The sequence below is a fragment of the Plantactinospora sp. WMMB334 genome (assembly GCF_049179095.1).
In the GTDB taxonomy this organism is placed as follows: domain Bacteria; phylum Actinomycetota; class Actinomycetes; order Mycobacteriales; family Micromonosporaceae; genus Plantactinospora.
In genome coordinates, this window is record NZ_JBMHME010000002.1 from 5,204,622 (window position 1) to 5,221,823 (window position 17,202).

At 72.9% G+C, this 17,202-nt stretch carries 15 protein-coding genes; 2 read left to right on the top strand and 13 right to left on the bottom strand.

The genetic code is table 11. The annotated features are described in order from the left end of the window. Positions 1 to 170: 170 nt before the first annotated feature. The 3 genes from ACN27G_RS22180 to lepA form a co-directional block, all read right to left on the bottom strand. Positions 171 to 458 (bottom strand): GlsB/YeaQ/YmgE family stress response membrane protein, encoded by a 288-nt coding sequence (locus ACN27G_RS22180; protein WP_421494695.1) that lies wholly within the window; start codon positions 456 to 458, stop codon positions 171 to 173. Between the two features lie 77 nt (positions 459 to 535). Then, the gene (locus ACN27G_RS22185) at positions 536 to 1,159 is read right to left on the bottom strand and encodes an NUDIX domain-containing protein (RefSeq protein ID WP_421494696.1); all 624 of its coding nucleotides are present in this window, start codon (positions 1,157 to 1,159) and stop codon (positions 536 to 538) included. Beyond that, complete coding sequence (gene lepA / locus ACN27G_RS22190) at positions 1,156 to 3,042, bottom strand: translation elongation factor 4 (RefSeq protein ID WP_421494697.1); 1,887 nt, start codon at positions 3,040 to 3,042, stop codon at positions 1,156 to 1,158. Before lepA ends, ACN27G_RS22185 begins: the two co-directional genes overlap by 4 nt. A 302-nt stretch (positions 3,043 to 3,344) precedes the next feature. Between lepA and ACN27G_RS22195 the strand changes: the two genes are divergently transcribed. Together ACN27G_RS22195 and rpsT are read left to right on the top strand one after the other, a co-directional pair. After that, positions 3,345 to 4,328, top strand: a complete 984-nt coding sequence (locus ACN27G_RS22195) for a phosphotransferase family protein (protein WP_421494698.1) — start codon at positions 3,345 to 3,347, stop codon at positions 4,326 to 4,328. A 157-nt stretch (positions 4,329 to 4,485) separates the two neighbouring features. Continuing rightward, positions 4,486 to 4,752, top strand: a complete 267-nt coding sequence (gene rpsT, locus ACN27G_RS22200; protein WP_421494699.1) for a 30S ribosomal protein S20 — start codon at positions 4,486 to 4,488, stop codon at positions 4,750 to 4,752. Positions 4,753 to 4,884: 132 nt separating this feature from the next. Here rpsT and ACN27G_RS22205 read toward each other — a convergent pair whose 3' ends face one another. The 10 genes from ACN27G_RS22205 to pepN all read right to left on the bottom strand — a co-directional run bounded on the left by ACN27G_RS22205 (position 4,885) and on the right by pepN (position 17,165). Then, positions 4,885 to 5,751, bottom strand: a complete 867-nt coding sequence (locus tag ACN27G_RS22205) for a hypothetical protein (RefSeq protein ID WP_421494700.1) — start codon at positions 5,749 to 5,751, stop codon at positions 4,885 to 4,887. Beyond that, the gene (holA, locus tag ACN27G_RS22210; protein ID WP_421494701.1) at positions 5,748 to 6,722 is read right to left on the bottom strand and encodes a DNA polymerase III subunit delta; all 975 of its coding nucleotides are present in this window, start codon (positions 6,720 to 6,722) and stop codon (positions 5,748 to 5,750) included. Before holA ends, ACN27G_RS22205 begins: the two co-directional genes overlap by 4 nt. Before the next feature lie 251 nt (positions 6,723 to 6,973). Then, positions 6,974 to 9,418 carry a ComEC/Rec2 family competence protein gene (locus tag ACN27G_RS22215; protein WP_421494702.1) on the bottom strand — a complete coding sequence of 815 codons (2,445 nt, stop codon included), beginning with the start codon at positions 9,416 to 9,418 and terminating at the stop codon, positions 6,974 to 6,976. Continuing rightward, on the bottom strand, positions 9,415 to 10,242 hold the full coding sequence (locus tag ACN27G_RS22220; protein WP_421494703.1) for a helix-hairpin-helix domain-containing protein: 828 nt from the start codon (positions 10,240 to 10,242) through the stop codon (positions 9,415 to 9,417). Before ACN27G_RS22220 ends, ACN27G_RS22215 begins: the two co-directional genes overlap by 4 nt. 175 nt (positions 10,243 to 10,417) lie before the next feature. Beyond that, entirely contained in the window at positions 10,418 to 11,656 is a 1,239-nt protein-coding gene (locus ACN27G_RS22225) for an alginate lyase family protein (RefSeq protein WP_421494704.1), read from the bottom strand. A 287-nt stretch (positions 11,657 to 11,943) separates the two neighbouring features. Next, positions 11,944 to 12,789 carry a DegV family protein gene (locus ACN27G_RS22230; protein ID WP_421494705.1) on the bottom strand — a complete coding sequence of 282 codons (846 nt, stop codon included), beginning with the start codon at positions 12,787 to 12,789 and terminating at the stop codon, positions 11,944 to 11,946. 30 nt (positions 12,790 to 12,819) lie between these two features. Then, positions 12,820 to 13,449: a histidine phosphatase family protein gene (locus ACN27G_RS22235; RefSeq protein ID WP_421494706.1), complete on the bottom strand. Its 630-nt coding sequence runs from the start codon at positions 13,447 to 13,449 to the stop codon at positions 12,820 to 12,822. Beyond that, positions 13,446 to 13,844, bottom strand: coding sequence for a ribosome silencing factor (gene rsfS / locus ACN27G_RS22240; RefSeq protein ID WP_421494707.1), 399 nt, complete (start codon positions 13,842 to 13,844; stop codon positions 13,446 to 13,448). Before rsfS ends, ACN27G_RS22235 begins: the two co-directional genes overlap by 4 nt. 99 nt (positions 13,845 to 13,943) lie before the next feature. Next, on the bottom strand, positions 13,944 to 14,540 hold the full coding sequence (gene nadD, locus ACN27G_RS22245) for a nicotinate-nucleotide adenylyltransferase (RefSeq protein WP_421494708.1): 597 nt from the start codon (positions 14,538 to 14,540) through the stop codon (positions 13,944 to 13,946). A 66-nt stretch (positions 14,541 to 14,606) separates the two neighbouring features. Next, positions 14,607 to 17,165, bottom strand: coding sequence for an aminopeptidase N (pepN, locus tag ACN27G_RS22250; RefSeq protein ID WP_421494709.1), 2,559 nt, complete (start codon positions 17,163 to 17,165; stop codon positions 14,607 to 14,609). Positions 17,166 to 17,202 lie beyond the last annotated feature (37 nt).

Consider the following 17,202-nt stretch of genomic DNA (forward strand, 5'->3'; position numbering starts at 1 on the left):
CCGGTCGATCACCACAGTCGATCGTGTGGCCGTGGAGAATTTAGCGGTCTACGGCAGTCTGCGCCAGGCCCGTACCGAGCCGGCACCGATCCGTTTCGGCCGGCCCGGAACGCCAGCAGGGGCGCCGGCCGAGATCGGCCGGCGCCCCTTGCTACCGGGGAGCGGGGTGCTCAGTACCGGCTGACCCGGCGACGGCGACCGACCCCGGCCACCAGGGCCACCGCGATGGCCGCCAGCACCACCTGGACCAGGAGCTCCATCCAGTCGATGCCCGGCGTCACGGTGGCGATGCCGGCGGCCCGGGCGATGACCGTGCCGAGCAGCGCGGCACCGACACCGATGAGCATGGTCAGCCAGATCGGCATGTCCTGGCGGCCCGGTACGACCAGACGACCGAGAGCGCCGATGATGAGACCGACGATGAGCGCGGTGATGATACCCCAGACGGTGAATTCCACGGCCGTCCTCCTTCGAATGTGTCACACGTTGGCGTGGTGACTGCTAGATTCCCGGCCGTCGAAAAACTCAAACCGGCCTAGCGACCCAGACGCCGCGCCGCGGCCCGAACCGCCTCATCCATCGTGGGGAAGGCCAGCGGGGGCGGATCCACCAGGGAAAACCAGCCCAGCTCGGTCGACTCCGCCGGGTCGAGCACGATTCGTCGATCGTCCAGGCTCGCCAGGAAGAAGGTGTCGAGCACCGGCAGGACCTCGTCCTGGAATTCGTAGCTGCCGATGTACATGCCGAGCTGGTCGCCGAGGGTGACCGTCACCCCGAGCTCCTCCCGGGCCTCCCGCATCGCGGCCTCGGCCGGGTGCTCCCAACCGTCGCAGAAGCCGCCCGGCGTCTCCCACCGCCCGATCATCGGTTCCGCTGCCCGCCGCAGCACCAGGAAGCGCGGCCCGCCGGAACCCGATCCGTCACCGGCACCGGACTGGCCGCTGAGACCGGATCCACCACTGGCAGCGGACCCGCCGCCGGCAGCGGACCCGCCGCTGGCGACCGGGTCGCCGTCCAGGATGACCAGCCCGACGGTGGGGCGGGCGTTGACGAAGAGCTGGTAGCGGCACCCGGTGCAGGCGGTCGGCGGAGGACCCGGCAGCGGTGCCGCACACCGGGGGCAGAAGGCGGCCCCCGGGCCGTACCCCCGGGGCGTCACTTCCGGCCGCCGCCGCCCTTGCCGCCGTCGCCGGAGTCGCTGGTGGAGAGGGCGGCGATGAAGGCCTCCTGCGGCACCTCGACCCGGCCGACCATCTTCATCCGCTTCTTCCCCTCCTTCTGCTTCTCCAGCAGCTTGCGCTTCCGGCTGATGTCACCGCCGTAGCACTTGGCCAGCACGTCCTTGCGGATCGCCCGGATGGTCTCCCGGGCTATCACGCGGTTGCCGATCGCCGCCTGGATCGGCACCTCGAACTGTTGCCGGGGGATCAGCTTCTGCAGCTTCGCCGCGATCGAGACACCGTAGTTGTATGCCTTGTCCTTGTGCACGATCGCGCTGAACGCGTCCACCGGCTCGCCGTTGAGCAGGATGTCGACCTTGACCAGCTCGGACTGCTGCTCGTCGGAGGGCTCGTAGTCCAGCGAGGCGTAGCCCTTGGTACGGCTCTTGAGCTGGTCGAAGAAGTCGAAGATGATCTCGGCGAGCGGCAGGGTGTAGCGCAGCTCGACGCGGTCGGCGGAGAGGTAGTCCATTCCCTTCAGCGAGCCGCGCCGCCCCTGGCAGAGCTCCATCACGGCACCGACGTAGTCGTTCGGGGTCAGCACGGTGGCCCGGACCACCGGCTCGTACACCTCGGCCACCTTGCCGGTCGGGTACTCGCTCGGGTTCGTGACCGTGACCTCCTTGCCGTCCTCCAGCACCACCCGGTAGACCACGTTCGGTGCCGTGGAGATCAGGTCGAGATTGAACTCGCGTTCCAGCCGCTCGCCGATGATCTCCAGATGCAGCAGGCCGAGGAAGCCGCAGCGGAAGCCGAAGCCGAGCGCGGCAGAGGTCTCCGGCTCGTAGCTGAGGGCGGCGTCGTTGAGCTTCAGCTTGTCGAGCGCGTCCCGCAACGCCGGATAGTCCGACCCGTCGATCGGGTAGAGCCCGGAGTAGACCATCGGCTTCGGGTCCTTGTAGCCGCCGAGCGCCTCGGCCGCCGGCCGGGTGTTGATCGTGACGGTGTCGCCGACCCGGGACTGCCGGACGTCCTTCACGCCGGTGATCAGATAGCCGACCTCGCCGACCCCGAGCGCGCCGGCCTTCTGCATCTCCGGGGAGATCACGCCGATTTCGAGCAGTTCGTGCACGGCGCCGGTGGACATCATCTTGATCTTGTCGCGCGCCTCGATCCGGCCGTCGACGACCCGGACGTACGTCACCACGCCCCGGTAGACGTCGTAGACGGAGTCGAAGATCATGGCCCGTGCCGGCGCCTCCGCCTCCCCCACCGGCGGGGTGAACTGCCGGACGATCTCGTCGAGCAGGTACGGCACCCCCTCGCCGGTCTTGCCGGAGACCCGGATGCAGTCGCCCGGATCCCCGCCGATCAGGTGCGCCAACTCCTCGGCGTACTTGTCCGGCTGGGCGGCCGGCAAGTCGATCTTGTTGAGTACGGGGATGATGTGCAGGTCGTTCTCGAGCGCCAGATAGAGGTTGGCCAGAGTCTGGGCCTCGATCCCCTGGGCGGCGTCGACCAGCAGGATCGCCCCCTCGCAGGCGGCGAGCGACCGGGACACCTCGTAGGTGAAGTCCACGTGCCCAGGCGTGTCGATCATGTTCAACACGGCCTGCTGGCCCTGCTGCCCGCCCTCGCGCACGGTCCACGGCATGCGGACCGCCTGGCTCTTGATCGTGATGCCGCGCTCCCGCTCGATGTCCATCCGGTCGAGATACTGGGCGCGCATCTGCCGCTCGTCGACCACGCCGGTGAGCTGCAACATCCGGTCGGCCAGCGTCGACTTGCCGTGGTCGATGTGGGCGATGATGCAGAAGTTCCTGATGCGGCCGGGTTCGGTGGCACCAGGAGTGTTCGCGCCGGAGTCGGGCGTCGGTGGCACGGCGATCCGTTCTGCTTGGCTGACGACGATGGGCTTTCTATGTTCCCATGCCGCCCGGAAGCGCCCGGCCGAGGCCGCCGGATCACCGCCGCGAGCTCCGTCACCACCGCGAGCTCCGTCACCACCGCGAGCAACGCAGGGCCCGGCGCCACCGCCGCGGGGCGACGGCGCCACACCGCCGCAGGGCGCGGCGCCACGGCTGGCGGCGGGTGGCCACGGGCTGGCGCCCGGCGGCGGCGCCACGGCCGACAGGGGGCGACGAAATCCGCGCTACGCGACCGGACCAGGGCAGACTTGACGTCATGGCCGCCATCTCCGTACCGCCCCGCCCGTACGACGCGACCGCCGTACGGCCGGCCTGGGCAGATCTGCCGGCCGACCTGCGGGCCGCGATCGGGGCCCGGCTCGGCGCCAGGGTCAACTGGGCGAGCACCGCCGGCGGCGGCTTCACCCGCGGGTTCGCCGGGGTACTCCAGACGGTGGCCGGGGACCGGGTCTTCGTCAAGGCGGCGTCCCTGGTCGACCAGCGGCACCTCAGCGACTGGTACGCGCGGGAGGTCGCCATCACCGCCGCGCTGCCGGCCGGGCTTCCCGCCGCCCGCCCCCGCTGGACGCTCACCGCCGCCGGATACCACGTGATCTGCCTGGACGCCATCGACGGCCGGATGCCGGCGCTGCCCTGGGTCCCGGCCGAACTCGCGGCGACCCTCAGCAGCTACGCGACCGTGGCGGCGGCGCTCCGGGAGCCACCGGCCGAGCTGGTGGCCGTGGGCGTACCCCGGCTCGCCGACCTGGCCCGGGCGGACCTCGCCTGGTGGGCCGAGCTGGCCACCGGCCGCGAGACGCTGCCGGAGACGCCCGCGGTCGCCCAGCACCGACTCCCCGAGCTGGCCGCCCTGGAGGCCCGGCTCCCCGGGTACGCCGACCGCACGTCCCTGATCCACGGCGACCTGCGGGTGGACAACGTCCTGCTGGACGTGACCGGGCTCGCCTGGCTCTGCGACTGGACGTGGCTCTGCTACGGCCCGCCCTGGTTCGACCTGGCCGGACTGCTGGTCACCGCGTACGCCAGCGGGCTGGACGCCGACGGCCTCTTCCGCGCCCACCCGGCCGCGCAGGACGCTCCGGCCGACGGCCTCGACGCCGCGCTCGCCGCGCTCTCCGGATACTGGCTGATCCGCGCAGCGGCCGGGCCGAGCGCCGGCTCGCCGCACATGCGGGCGCACCAGCGGTGGAGCGGCGAGACCGCGCTCAACTGGCTGGCCGAGCGGCAGGGTTGGCGGTGACCGCCCGGGCGGGGACGACAATGAGCCGTTTTGGCCTCGGCGGGACGTAGCTGGTAACGTAGCTCTTCGCGCGTGCCGACACGGCCGCTTCGTGACGTGCGTCGTCGCCCGCGCACCAAGGCAAACGTAACCCTAGCTACCAGGACGAGGCTGTCGCGTGGCGAACATCAAGTCCCAGATCAAGCGCAACCGGCAGAACGAGAAGCGCCGGCTGCGTAACAAGTCGGTCAAGTCGTCGCTGAAGACTGCCATCCGCAAGTTCCACGAGGCGACCGAGAGCGGAGACAGCGCGAAGGCGACCGAGCTGATGCGGGACGCCTCGCGCAAGCTTGACAAGGCGGTCAGCAAGGGCGTGATCCACCGCAACCAGGCGGCGAACCGGAAGTCCGCGATCGCCAAGCGGCTGCAGTCGCTCTCCGTCTGACGACGGATCAGCACACAGACCTGTTGTGTGGCCCCGAGCCGGTCGGCTCGGGGCCACACATGTTTCTCGTCCGCCACCTCCGCGTGCCCACCTCGTGGTACGGATCGGCGAGTTGGCTACGGGCCGGCGTGCTCACTCGTAGCGGCGCCTGGCCGACTGGCGGGTGGTGTCGATCGGGGCCTGTCGGGAGAGCCAGCGCCGCACCGGTCGCTGGTCCAGCCGTTCGGCCAGTCCGCCGTTCCTGCCCCGAGCGGTGCCGCCGGTAGGTGACGGGGGTGATCCGGCCTGCCGGGTCCGCGGCAGACCGGGCTGCGGCAGGGCCGCCTGCCGCCCGGCCGCCTGATCCGGTCTCTCGCCACTGCCCGCTCTCTCGCCACTGCCCGCTCTCTCGCCACTGCCCGCTCTCTCGCCTGTCGCCGCCGCACCGGCCTGCGCCGCTCCGTGTGCCGGGGCGGACGGCGTCGACTCCGGGCCGGGGCGGCGCCGGTCCCCGGATTCCAGCCACGCCCGGACCATCGCCGTCATGTTGAGCGGACGCGCGAGCGGGAGGAACCGGGCCGGCGGCCGGTTGTCGGCCTTCGCCCGCCGGGTCGGCGCAGCGCCGGCATTCGGGCGGCCGGACCTGGCCGCGGTCGGCCGGAGAGGCTGTCCGGGCTCGGCCAGCGACCCCTTGGGCACGCTCGCCCGACCGACGGCCGGCTGGATCTCGCAACGGAACCGTTCACGTTCCTGGGCCGGCACCCGTGCGGCGGAACGGACCACGGCGGTGGCCACCGCATCGTTCACCTTCACCATGACCGCGACCGTCGCCGGCAGGACGAGCACTCCCCACCAGCTCACCAGTTCGGCGAGGGCGAGCAGCATGGCCAGGGCCACGGTGCCCTCGAAGTAGACGAAGCAGAGCATCCCGCCCGGATCGACGTGGCGCAGCCGCAGCACGCGGGCGTAGAGCGGTCGTAGCCGCTCCTCGTCCGCCGGCACCGCGGTCGCGGCGGTCATCGCGACGTACTCGCCCTGCGGGCGGCCGCGACCGCGACGACGGCGCGTTCCAGGGCGTAGCCCCGGTCGTCCGACCCGCCCTTCACGGCGGCGTTGCACTCCGCGGCGGCGTACATGGCGTCGGCCAACCCTTCCGGGGACCAGCCGCGGCCCACGCGCTGCGCCTTCTCGATCTTCCAGGGTGGCATCCCCAGGCTGCTCGCCAACTGGTAGGCGCTGCCCCGGCCCGCCGAACTGACCCGGGCGACCGTCCGCACTCCGTCGGCGATCGCGTCGGCGATCGGTACCGGGTCCACTCCGACGTGCAGCGCCCAGCGGAGTGCCTCCAGCGCGCCCGGCACGTCACCGGCCATCGCCGCGTCGGCGACGGTGAACCCGCTGACCTCGGCCCGACCACGGTAGTACCGGGCCACGGTCTCGACGCCGATCCGGCCGTCGGTGTCGGCCAGCAACTGGGAGCAGGCGGAGGCGATCTCGCGCAGGTCGTTGCCGACCGCCGCGATCAGCGCCTCGGCGGCCTCCTCGGTGCACCGGCCACCGCCGCGGCGCATCTCGTCCCGGACGAACGCGACCCGGTCTCGGTGCCCCTTCAGCTTCGCCGCCGGGATGACCTCCGCACCGGCCGCCCGCAGGCCGTCGGCAAAGGCCCTGCCCTTGGCCGCGCCCGCGTGCGCGACCACCAGTTGCACCTCCGGGTCCGGATTCCTGGCGTACGCCAGCAGCGCGGCCGCCAGGTCCTTCCGGGCGTCCTGTCCGGCCCGGACGACCAACACCCGCCGACCGCCGAAAAGGGAGGGTCCGAGCAGTTCGGCGATCTCCCCCGGCCCCAGCGCACCGGCCTCCTGATCGTGCACGTCGACGTCCGGGTCGGCGGCTCTGGCCGCGTCGACCACCCCGGCGACAGCCCGGGTGACGAGCAGCTCTTCGTCACCGAGCACGAGTACGACCGGGGCAAGGCTAGCGGGGGTCACGGGGTCATCGTCGCACGCGGCGTGCGCCCATCGGGCCTGGTCACCCGGCTCGCTGCGGCCGACCCTGCACTTAGTGCAAATCCAGACATTTATCTTAAGCCTGGCATTGTTCGCCAGTGGCCTGTCCGACCCGGACCCGAGCGTACCGCCGGAACCGGCGTCCGGGACGGTACGACGCGGCGGTGTCGCGCGCGAACATCCCTCGACCTCACCTCGGGCCGTCCCGGCTGCCATTCGGGTGGAAGACGTGCTCACCGGAGGGCGGGCTCGCCAGGGGCATGGGCCCGGACCGCCACCGACAGCTCTCCGTCATCGAGCCGGACGACCGCCAGATCGCCGTCCCGGTCGGTCCGAAGCACCCGGGCACCCGAGCGGGTCAGTCGGGCCAGCACTCCCGGGCTGGGATGCCCGTAGCCGTTGTCGACACCGACCGGCACCAGCACCACCGCCGGGCGTACCGCGCCGAAAAACGCCGGCTCCTGGTACGCCGAGCCGTGGTGAGCGAGTTTCAACACGTCCGCCCGGAGCAGGGCCTCCGGGACGTGGTCGAGCAGCGCCTGCTGCTCCTCGGTCTCGGCGTCCCCGGTGAGCAGGATGCCGATGCCGCGTACCTCGGCGCGCAGCACCAGCGAGTTGTTGTTCGGGTCCGAACGGGTGCCCCGGAGCGGGAACGGCGGGCCCAGCAGGGTCAGCACCAGCGGACCGGCCGTGTACACCCAACCGACGCCCGCCGTGCCGATCGGTACGCCGTTCGCCCTGCCGGCACTCTCCACCGCGGCCCGCCCGTCCACCGGCTCCGGCCACTGCGGAACGAGCACCGCCTCCACCCGGCGGCCCCGGAAGACACCGTCCACCCCGGCCACGTGGTCGGCGTGCAGATGGCTCAGCACCAGCAGGGACACCGTCCGGACGTCGAGCCGGCGCAGGCAGCGGTCGACGGCGCCGGGTTCCGGGCCGGCGTCCACCACCACCGCCCGACCGGCGCCGACCGGCAGGACCAGGCTGTCGCCCTGGCCGACCGCGCAGGCGGCGATCAGCCAGCCCGGCGGCGGCCACCCGGAGGCGATCAGCCGCACCGGCATCGCACCGATCACCACGGCGGCCGTGACCACCGCGACGACCCGGCGCACCAACGGCCGACGCGTGGCGACCAGCAGCGCGAAGGTGAGGGCGCCGAGCAGCACTCCACCGGCGACCCCGTCCAGCCAGGGCAGCGTGCCGGCGGGCAGCCGTGCACCGTACCGCGCCACGAGGACGAGCCACCATGCCGGCCAGCTCCCGAGCCACGCGACGCCCGCCGCGGCGGCCGGCCAGAGCGGCGACAACACCGCCGCCGTCACGCCGAGCACCGTCGCGGGGGCGACCGCCGGCACCGCGAGAAGGTTGGCCGGCACTGCCACCAGGCTTATCGTGCCCGACAGGCCGGCCACCACCGGTGCACAGGCCAGTTGCGCCGCCGCCGGGATGGCCAGCGCCTCGGCCGCACCGGCCGGTACGCCCCGACGGCGCAGCGCGTCCCGCCACCGGGGCGCGAGCAGCAGGAGACCGCCGGTGGCGAGTACGGAGAGGGCGAACCCGGCGTCGGCTGCCAACTCCGGATCGACGACCACCAGCAGGGTGACCGCACCCGCCAGCGCCGGCACGGCGGCCCGGGGGCGCCCGGTGGCGAGCGCCACGAGACCGATGGCGCCCATGGTGCCGGCCCGGACGACACTGGGCGACGGCCGGGCCAGGATCACGAAACCGACAAGCGCGACCCCGCAGAGCGCCGCGGTGAGCCAGGGTCCGGCCCGGGCCCAGCGGGCGAGCAGCAACACCAGGCCGACGACGACGGCCACATTGGAGCCGGAGACCGCGGTCAGGTGCGTCATACCGGTGGTCAGGAAGTCCTCTTCGACCGCTGGCTCCAGTCGGCTGGTGTCGCCCACCACCAGCCCTGGCAACAGTCCGCCCGGTTCGGCGGGAAGCGGGGCGCAGGCCCGCTGCAACCCGGTCCGGAGCGAGCCGGCCATCCGCTGCGGCCAGGACGGAACTCCGAGCAGCACGGGCGGGGCGCCGACCGACAGGACGGCGGCGGTGAGGTCTCCGCCGCGCGGCGCCGCCAGCCGTCCGATGGCGGTCACCCGGTGACCAGGCAGCAGGCGACGCCAGCCCGGATCGGTGGCGAGCACCAGGATCCGGGCCGGCACCCTGACCCGGCCGCGCTCCTCCCCGGTCACCCAGACCAGGCGGGCGGAGAGGAGATAGGTCGCGGCCCGACCGGCGGCACCGCGGATCGCACGTGGATCGTCCCGGACCACCAGCTCGACGCTGACCCTGGCCCGCGCCTCCACCAGATGGCTGATCGGCGCGGCGTCCCGCACCTCCAGCCGGGCCGCGGTGGCCGCCCCGCCACAGATCACGCCGAGCAGAACACCGACGACGACCCAGCCGCACCGGTCCACCGGCGCCAGCCCGCGAACGGCCAGCACCGGGGACCGACGGCTCACCGGGACTCTGCGGCCCGCCATTCGAGCCGTGAGGGCCAGCGCGGCAGCACCGGTCAGTGCCACGACCAGCAGCGTCGGTCCCATGCCCAGCAGGAGCCCGGCCAGGGCCGAGAGCCAGGCCCCGATCGCCAGGCCGGCCAGCCGCAGATCCACCGGCCGCCGATCGGGGCCGCTCGGGACGCCGTGCCGCTGGTGGTCGGCCGTCACACCGTCACCAGATCTTTGAGATCCTCGTAGCGGGCATCGCCGATGCCGGTGACCTGGCGCAGGTCCGCCACGGAACGGAAGCCGCCGTGCTCCTCCCGGTGTGCCACGATGCGCTGCGCGAGCACCGGGCCCACCCCCGGCAGGGCGTCGAGCTGCGCCACGCTGGCGGTGTTGAGGTTGACCTTCCCGCCGCCGGGCCGCACTCCGCCGGCACCGGCCGGATCGGCGCCGGCCGGGCCGGCTCCCGGGGGTGCGGTCACCCCGACCAGGATCAGCTCGCCGTCGGTCACCTTCCGGGCGAGGTTGAGCAGCGCCACGTCGACGCCGGGCAACGGGCCGCCCGCGGATTGCAGGGCATCGGCGACCCGCGCACCGGCGGGCAGCCGCACCAGGCCGGGTCGGCGTACCTTGCCGGCGACCGCGACCACCACCTCGGCGGCACCGATCTCCGCGCCGCCCGAGCCCGCCGGTGCCGGGGTGAGCGCGGGTGCCGAGGGTGGCGACGGGGACGCGACCGGTTCGGTCCGGGGCCGGGACAGCCACGCCCAGCTCGCCGCGGCGAGAACCACCAGCGCCGCCAGCACGGCGAGGGCCTTGACTCCACGCCGCCCGGGATCGAAGGCGCCCGGGCCGGCCAACCGGCCGGGCTCTTCCGGCACGACCGGCGCCGCCCCCGGACCGTTGTCACTGCCCGCGCTCCTCGGAATGCGCGCGGACCCCGCGGTGCTCGCGTTGTCGGCCGGAAGCCTCTCGACCGCCCCGGTGCGACCGTCGAGCAGCCGGAACAGCCGCTGCCGCACCAGTGTTTCCTCGTCGTCGGACATCCGGCGAACGTAGGCAACCGAGCGCCGGCCACGAGGACCGGACGCCGCACCTGTGGACAATCACCGCGCCTGTGGAGAACGCCCTGATCATGCTGGAGTGTGCTAAGGCGTACCCGCCCGAAGCGGGACCGGGGGTCGCCGGCCGGCGCGGTTGCCGGCCGGCGGACCGACCGGGTCAGTTGGGGTTGCCGGCGTGGGTCAGGGTCTCCCAGGCCACGAAGAGGTAGTTCGTCCCGGCCGGGCGCTGCCGCTCGGTGAGCTGCTGGGTCCGGGTCATCGCGACCCCCCGCCGGTGGTGCAGGGCGTTGAAGGCCACCTCGGTGACCGGGCCGAGCCCTCGGCTCAGGCTGCCGCCGCAGAGCGTGGACGGCACCGGGTCGCCGAGCTCGTATTTCGAGTGGAAGCCGAGCGCGTGCCGCAGCCGGTCCTGGATCTCCGGGTAGATGTCCTGGCCCTGGTGCCGGAGCGTCTCCGCGACGTGGGAGATCGCCGAGATGCCGTAGCCGGTGTGCGTGAAGTCGCGGCAGGTCTCCTGGGAGAGACCGTCGGAGAAGACCTGCTGGCCGTGCCAGTACGAGACGACCTCGGCCCGGGTGTCGATACTGCTGCCGACCGGGCCGCGCGGGTACGCGCCGTCGCCGGTCAGGTAGAGGAAGGCCGGCAGGCGGTCGCGGAACCTGCCGACCGCCCGGTCGTAGGCCGCCCGGTCCTCCAGGAAGACCGCGATCCCGAGGCTCGCCTCCATCATGCTCAGTTCCCAGTTGCCGTTGCTGGTCAGGTTGCCGTTGATGATCTCCGGCAGGTAGACGTCGCGCAGCATGGCACCGAACCGGCTCACCCCGGTCGACGACCAGCCGCCGTAGGTGTAGCGGATGATCTCGGCCGCCCGGGGCCAGCTCGATCCGGCCCAGGCGGTCTGCAACGGGGCGTTGCTGTTGGTGTGGTCCCGGATCGTCGCCGACCAGGCGTCCATGATCTGGATGGCCTTGTCGGCGTACCGGCTGTCCCGGGTGATGTACCAGGCCAGCGCCAGGGTGTACGCGGCGAGCGCGTCCTGCCGCTCGTCGGTGCAACCGTTGTTGGGGTTGGAGTAGGAACCGCACTCCACCACGGCCCGGGGCTTCGGGGTACGCGACAGGGAGGCGAAGGCACTCGCCATCATCTGGTCGTAGGCGCCCCTCCAGGGCTGCGCCCCGGCGTTGACGCGGTCCCGGACGAAGTCGAGTTGTGGCCTGCTGACCAGCACGCCGGGGTGGGTGAAGGTGGGGGGCGCCGCGATCCGCAGGTCGGTGCCGAGCGGTCCGCCGGAAGGCGAGGCGGGTCGACCGACGGTGGCGGTGGCGACGCCGCCCGTCGACGGGGAGGCGGCGACGGGACCGGAGTGCGGGACGACGACGGCCGTCGACAGCACCATCCCAACCGCGATCGTTCGGAATGTCCTGAGGCGGGAACGGGATCTGGACACGACTCCTCCTGCTCGGGGGGCCGCGACTCGTCACCGAGGCGCAATCCTTAGGAAGGTTTCCTGTCCAATAGGACCATCCAGATCAACCAACGTCAACGCCACGCCACCAGACCCGGATCCAACTTCGCCAGGGCCACCGGGGACTCATGCTCCGCACTCGGCATGCCGGGCACGTTACGAGACGGGTACGACACCCGACGTGACCACACCACACGATGCCGGACGCAGTCCGTCGGCTACCGGCGGTGTACCACCACACAGACCAGGCCCGGCCCGGCGTGCGCACCGATCACCGGTCCCGCCTCGGTGACGTAGCTGGCCCGCAGCCGGGGACCGAGCCGGGAGCCCAGCTCCGCGGCGAGGTCGGCCACCCGGCCGGGCACGGCGAGATGGTGCAGCCCGATCTCGACCTGCCCCGTCCCGGCCGCCTCCACCGCCAGGTCGACCAGCCGGGCCAGTCCCCGCCCGGCGGTACGCACCCGGTCCCGCAGCGCGATCACCCCGTCCGCCACGTGCAGGATCGGCTTGACCGACAGGGCGGTGCCGAGCAGCGCCTCGGCGGCGTTGATCCGGCCACCACGGCGGAGGAACTCCAGGGTGTCGACGTAGAAGAACGTGCTGGTCCGGTCGATCGCGTCCAGCGCCGCCCGGCGTACCTCGGTCAGTCCCGCGCCCCCGGCGGCGGTCGCCGCGGCGGCGAGCGCCGGAAAGCCGAGACCCATCCCGGTGGACCGGGAGTCGACCACGCTGACCCGGGGACCCGCCTCGGCAGCGGCCAGCCGGGCCGCCTCCACGGTGCCGGAGAGCTCGGCCGAGAGGTGCACCGAGACCACCGCGTCGGCCCCGTCGGCGAGCAACCGCCGGTACGTCTCGGCGAACTGCTCCGGCGCCGGCCGCGACGTGCTCATCGTGACCCGCCTGGCCCGCAGGGCCTGCGCCGCGTCGGCCGGCCCGACGTCGACGCCCTCCCGCCGCTGCGCCCCGTCCAGGACGACGATGAGGGGCACGACGGTGAGCCGGTACCGGTCGACCAGGTCGGCCGGCAGGTAGGCGGTGGAGTCGGTGACGACCGCGACAGGCATCCCGGCACGTTAGCCGATCACCGGCGGATCTCAGACGGGCGGCGGCGGTGGAGCCTGGGTGATCAGGCCGACGTTGTGCCCGCGCAACTGCCAGCCGCGTACCTCGTCGAAGCGCAACTCGGTCCAGTGGCAGTTGTTGAGCGGCCCGACCGAGCGCAACACGGTCGAGTCCCAGCCGATCAGGTAGCCGCACCCCTGCCGGGCGCCCCCGCCGTGCGTGGCCACCACGACGGTGCCGCCCGGCACCGCGTCGGCGGCCTCCTGCAACGCCGTGCCGACCCGCTTGCCGAGGTCGTCCAGGCTCTCCACCTCGCTGCCGGGGTCGGGCTCACCGGCCCGCCAGCGGCCGTGCTCGGCGGGGAAGCGCTGCGCCACCTCGGTCATGGTGAGCCCCTGCCACCGGCCGTAGTACCGTTCCCGCAGCCGGGCGTCGGTGCGGACCGGCAGGCCGGTCAGGGCCACCAGCGCGGCGGCGGTGTCGGCGGCCCGGCGCAGGTCGCTGGCGACGATCGCGTCCGGCCGCAGCGCGGTGAGCAGCGGTGCCGCGGCGGCGGCCTGCTCCCGGCCGAGGTCGTTCAGCGGTACGTCGAGCTGCCCCTGCACCCGGTTGGCGGCGTTCCAGTCGGTGTTGCCGTGCCGCCAGACGATCAGCCGGGTCATTCGGCGATGCCCGCCTCGGCCTCCACCAGGTCCCGGTCGACGAACGGGATCGTGGGGCAGTCCTTCCAGAGCCGGTCGAGCGCGTAGAACTCGCGTTCCTCGCGGTGCTGGACATGCACCACCAGGTCGACGTAGTCGAGCAGCACCCAGCGCCCCGCCCGCTCGCCCTCGCGGCGGACCGGCTTGGCCTTCTCCGGCAGGCCGACCAGGGCCTCCTCGATCGCGTCCACGATGGCGGTCACCTGCCGCTCGTTGGGAGCGGAGGCGAGCAGGAACGCGTCGGTGATCACCAGCTGGTCCGCCACGTCGATGATGACGATGTCCTGCGCCTTCTTGTCAGCGGCGGCCTGTGCGGCGGCCAGTGCCAGTTCACGGGCGCGGTCGGAAGCTGTCACCGTACTCCTTCGATCAACCGTCGGACCTTCCTAGCCTCTCACACGGCCCCAGGGTACGGCCCGGCGGTTAACGAACGATGAGGACGAAACCGGGTGAAATCACCCGCGATAGAGTCCCCGTTTGGCGATGTACTGCACCACACCGTCGGGTACGAGGTACCAGAGCGGCCCACCCGCGGCGACCCGGGCGCGGCAGTCGGTCGAGGAGATCGCCATCGCGGGCACCTCGACCAGGCTGACGGTGTCGGCCGGCAGGTGCGCGTCGGAGAGGACGAAGCCGGGCCGGGTGACGCCGATGAAGTGGGCCAACTCGAACATCTGGTCGAGATCCTTCCAGGAGAGGATCTTCTCCAGGGCGTCGGCTCCGGTGATGAAGAAGAGCTGCACCTTCGGGCCGTACACGGAGTGCAGGTCGCGCAGGGTGTCGACGGTGTAGGTCGGGCCGCCCCGGTCGATGTCGGCCCGGCTCACCTGGAAGCGCGGGTTCGACGCCGTCGCGATCACGGTCATCAGGTAGCGGTCCTCGGCCGGGCTGACCGGCTCGTCCGCCTTCTGCCACGGCTGGCCGGTCGGCACGAAGACCACCTCGTCCAGCTCGAACCGGTCGGCCACCTCGCTCGCGGCCACGAGGTGCCCGTGGTGGATCGGGTCGAAGGTGCCACCCATGATCCCTATCCGCCGGATGTCTGCCTCCACCAGATGATCGTAAGCCGGAGGCGCCGCTGGTTCTGCCGGACATGAGCCAGATCGCACACCCGCCGCTCACCGGCGTGCGGCGAGCGCCCGTCGCAGGTCGTCGTCCGCGTCGACCACGACCCGGCGCAGGCCGGACGGCAGGTCGTCGCGGGACAGCAGCGCGGCGGCCAGTTCCCGGGTCCGCGCGGCCACGGCGTAACGGGGATAGGCCAACCCGGCGACCCGGTCGGCGACCCAGGGTGTACGACGGGACGCCGCCACCGGCATCTCGGTGAAGTAACGCTCCACGTAGGAGTCTGTCAGCTCCGCCTGCTCGGGCTGCCAGAAGCCGGTGGCGGTGGCCTCCAGCAGCCGATTCGAAAGGCCGGTCTCCCCGACGAGCAGCCGCCAGGCCCGTTCCTTGGCCACCGGGTCCGGCAGCACGGCCCGGCAGGTCGCGGCCCACTCCGCCCCGCTGGCGGTGCCGTCGTCGGTCTCCTCGGCGGCGATCTCCGGCTCCCCCACCACGCCGAGCACGGCCAGCCGGCGAAGCACCGCCCAGCGCAGCTCGGCGTCGACCGCGAGCCCGTCGGGAACGTCCTTGCCGGCCAGCCAGCCGGTCAGCCGGGCGGCGTCGACGCTCGTCTCGACCAGCCCGCGCACCGCGGTGAGCTGGCCGGAGCCGCCGGGCGGGGCCGCCGCGAGCAGCCGGTCGCAGGTGTCCGCGACCTGCGCCAGAGCGGCCGGCCGCAGCTCCGGCTCCAGATAGCGATCGAGCAGCGAGCGGGTCCGGGGCAGCACGTCCTGCACCACCACCACCTCGCGCTCGGCCGGCAGGGCGGCAACGACCAGCGACAGCAGGTCGGCGACCGGTCGCTCGCCGTCGGTGACCGCGTCCAGCGCCTCCGCCCAGAGCAGCGCGCGGGTCAGCGGGTCGGCCAGCGCCGGCAGCGCCGCCGGCACGGCGGCGGCCGAGGCGGGGTCGAGGCGTACCTTCGCGAAGGTGAGGTCGCCGTCGTTGGGCAGCAGCAGCCGGGCCGCCGGCCGCCCGGTCAGCGTCTCCAGCACGGTACGCCCGCCGTCCACCGCCGGGTCGAGGTCCACCTCGATCCGCTCCCGGAGCGTCAACGCGCTCCCTGCACCGGGCGGATCGGCGTCGTAGAGCCCCACGCCGATCCGGTGCGGGCGCAGCACCGGATGGTCCGGCGGCGCCCCCTGCGGCAGTGGCGCGCCCGGCACCGGTGGCGCGCCCTGCACCACCGCGACCTCGGCGTAGTGGCCGTCGTCGCGCAACCGCACCGCGGTGCGGAGGGTGTTGGGCCGGGGCCGACGCAGCCAGACCTCGGCCCAGCCGGTCAGATCCCGGCCGCTGCTGTCGGCGAGCGCCGCCAGCAGGTCGGCCAGGGTGGCGTTGCCGAACCGGTGCGTGGCGAAGTATCCGCGCAGCCCGGCCAGGAAGGCGTCGTCGCCGAGCCAGGCGACGAGCTGGCGGAGCACCGAGGCGCCCTTGGCGTACGAGATGCCGTCGAGGTTGGAGACCGCCTCGGCGGCGTCGACCACCTCGGTCGGCGCGACCGGATGGGTGGAGGGCCGCTGGTCGGCCGCGTAGCCCAGGGCCTTGCGGCGCAGCGAGAACGTGGTCCACGCCCCGTCGAACCGGGTCGCCCCGGCGGTCAGCCGGGTGCCGAAGTACTCGGCGAACGACTCGTTCAGCCACAGATCGTCCCACCAGCGCAGGGTGACCAGGTTGCCGAACCACATGTGCGACATCTCGTGCGCGATGACGGTGGCCCGCAGCTCCCGCTCGCCCTCCGTCACCGCCGAGCGGTACAGGTAGTCGTCCCGGAAGGTGACCAGGCCCGGGTTCTCCATCGCGCCCATGTTGAACTCCGGGACGAACGCCTGGTCGTACCTGTCGAACGGGTAGCGCACCCCGAAGAGCCCGTGCAGCCGGTCCAGGCACTGCCGGGTGACCGTGAGGATCTCCTCGGCGTCCCGGTCGAGGATCCCGGCGAGCGAGCGCCGGCAGTAGAGGCCGAGCGGGATGCCGTCGTGTTCGGCCCGGAGTACGGCGTACGCCCCGGCGACCAGCGTCACGACGTAGGTGGCCAGCGGCGGTGTCGGGGCGAAGGTCCAGCGCCCGGAGACCGGCCCGGCGGCGAGCCGCCCGTTGCCGGCCACGATCCACTCCTCGGGCGCGGTGACGGTCAGGGCCACCGGCGCCTTCAGGTCGGGCTGGTCGAAGCAGGCGAAGATCCGCTGGGCGTTGTCCAACCCCGACATCGCGTAGAGGTAGGTCCCGCCGTCGGCCGGATCGACGAAACGGTGCAGCCCCTCCCCGGTGTTCGAGTACGCCATCTCCGCCTCGACCACCAGCGTGTTCTCGGCGGCCAGCCCGGTCAACGGGTACTGGTTGTCGGCCAGCGCGGCCGGGTCCAGGTCGGCGCCGTTGAGCCGTACGCCGCGCAGTCGGACGGGCCTGACCTCGATGAACGTCCCGGCTCCCGGAGTGGCGCAACGGAACCGCACGGTGCTGGTCGACCGGTAGTGCTCCGCCGGCCCGGTGAGATCGAGTTCGATCCCGTACGACTCGACGGTGAGCAGGACGGCGCGTTCCGCCGCCGCTACCCGGGTCAGGCTCGGCATCCGCTTATCCTGCACCATGGGTCCGCGGACGGCTCGG

What these genes read in the sequence shown, in the direction of transcription:
- ACN27G_RS22235 (WP_421494706.1), bottom strand. Translation starts at nt 13,449, where the DNA reads ATGACCCGGCTGATCGTCTGGCGGCACGGCAACACCGACTGGAACGCC.
- ACN27G_RS22220 (WP_421494703.1), bottom strand. Translation starts at nt 10,242, where the DNA reads ATGTCCGACGACGAGGAAACACTGGTGCGGCAGCGGCTGTTCCGGCTG.
- ACN27G_RS22230 (WP_421494705.1), bottom strand. Translation starts at nt 12,789, where the DNA reads ATGCCTGTCGCGGTCGTCACCGACTCCACCGCCTACCTGCCGGCCGAC.
- ACN27G_RS22205 (WP_421494700.1), bottom strand. Translation starts at nt 5,751, where the DNA reads ATGACCGCCGCGACCGCGGTGCCGGCGGACGAGGAGCGGCTACGACCG.
- pepN (WP_421494709.1), bottom strand. Translation starts at nt 17,165, where the DNA reads ATGCCGAGCCTGACCCGGGTAGCGGCGGCGGAACGCGCCGTCCTGCTC.
- ACN27G_RS22225 (WP_421494704.1), bottom strand. Translation starts at nt 11,656, where the DNA reads ATGGTGCTGTCGACGGCCGTCGTCGTCCCGCACTCCGGTCCCGTCGCC.
- ACN27G_RS22195 (WP_421494698.1), top strand. Translation starts at nt 3,345, where the DNA reads ATGGCCGCCATCTCCGTACCGCCCCGCCCGTACGACGCGACCGCCGTA.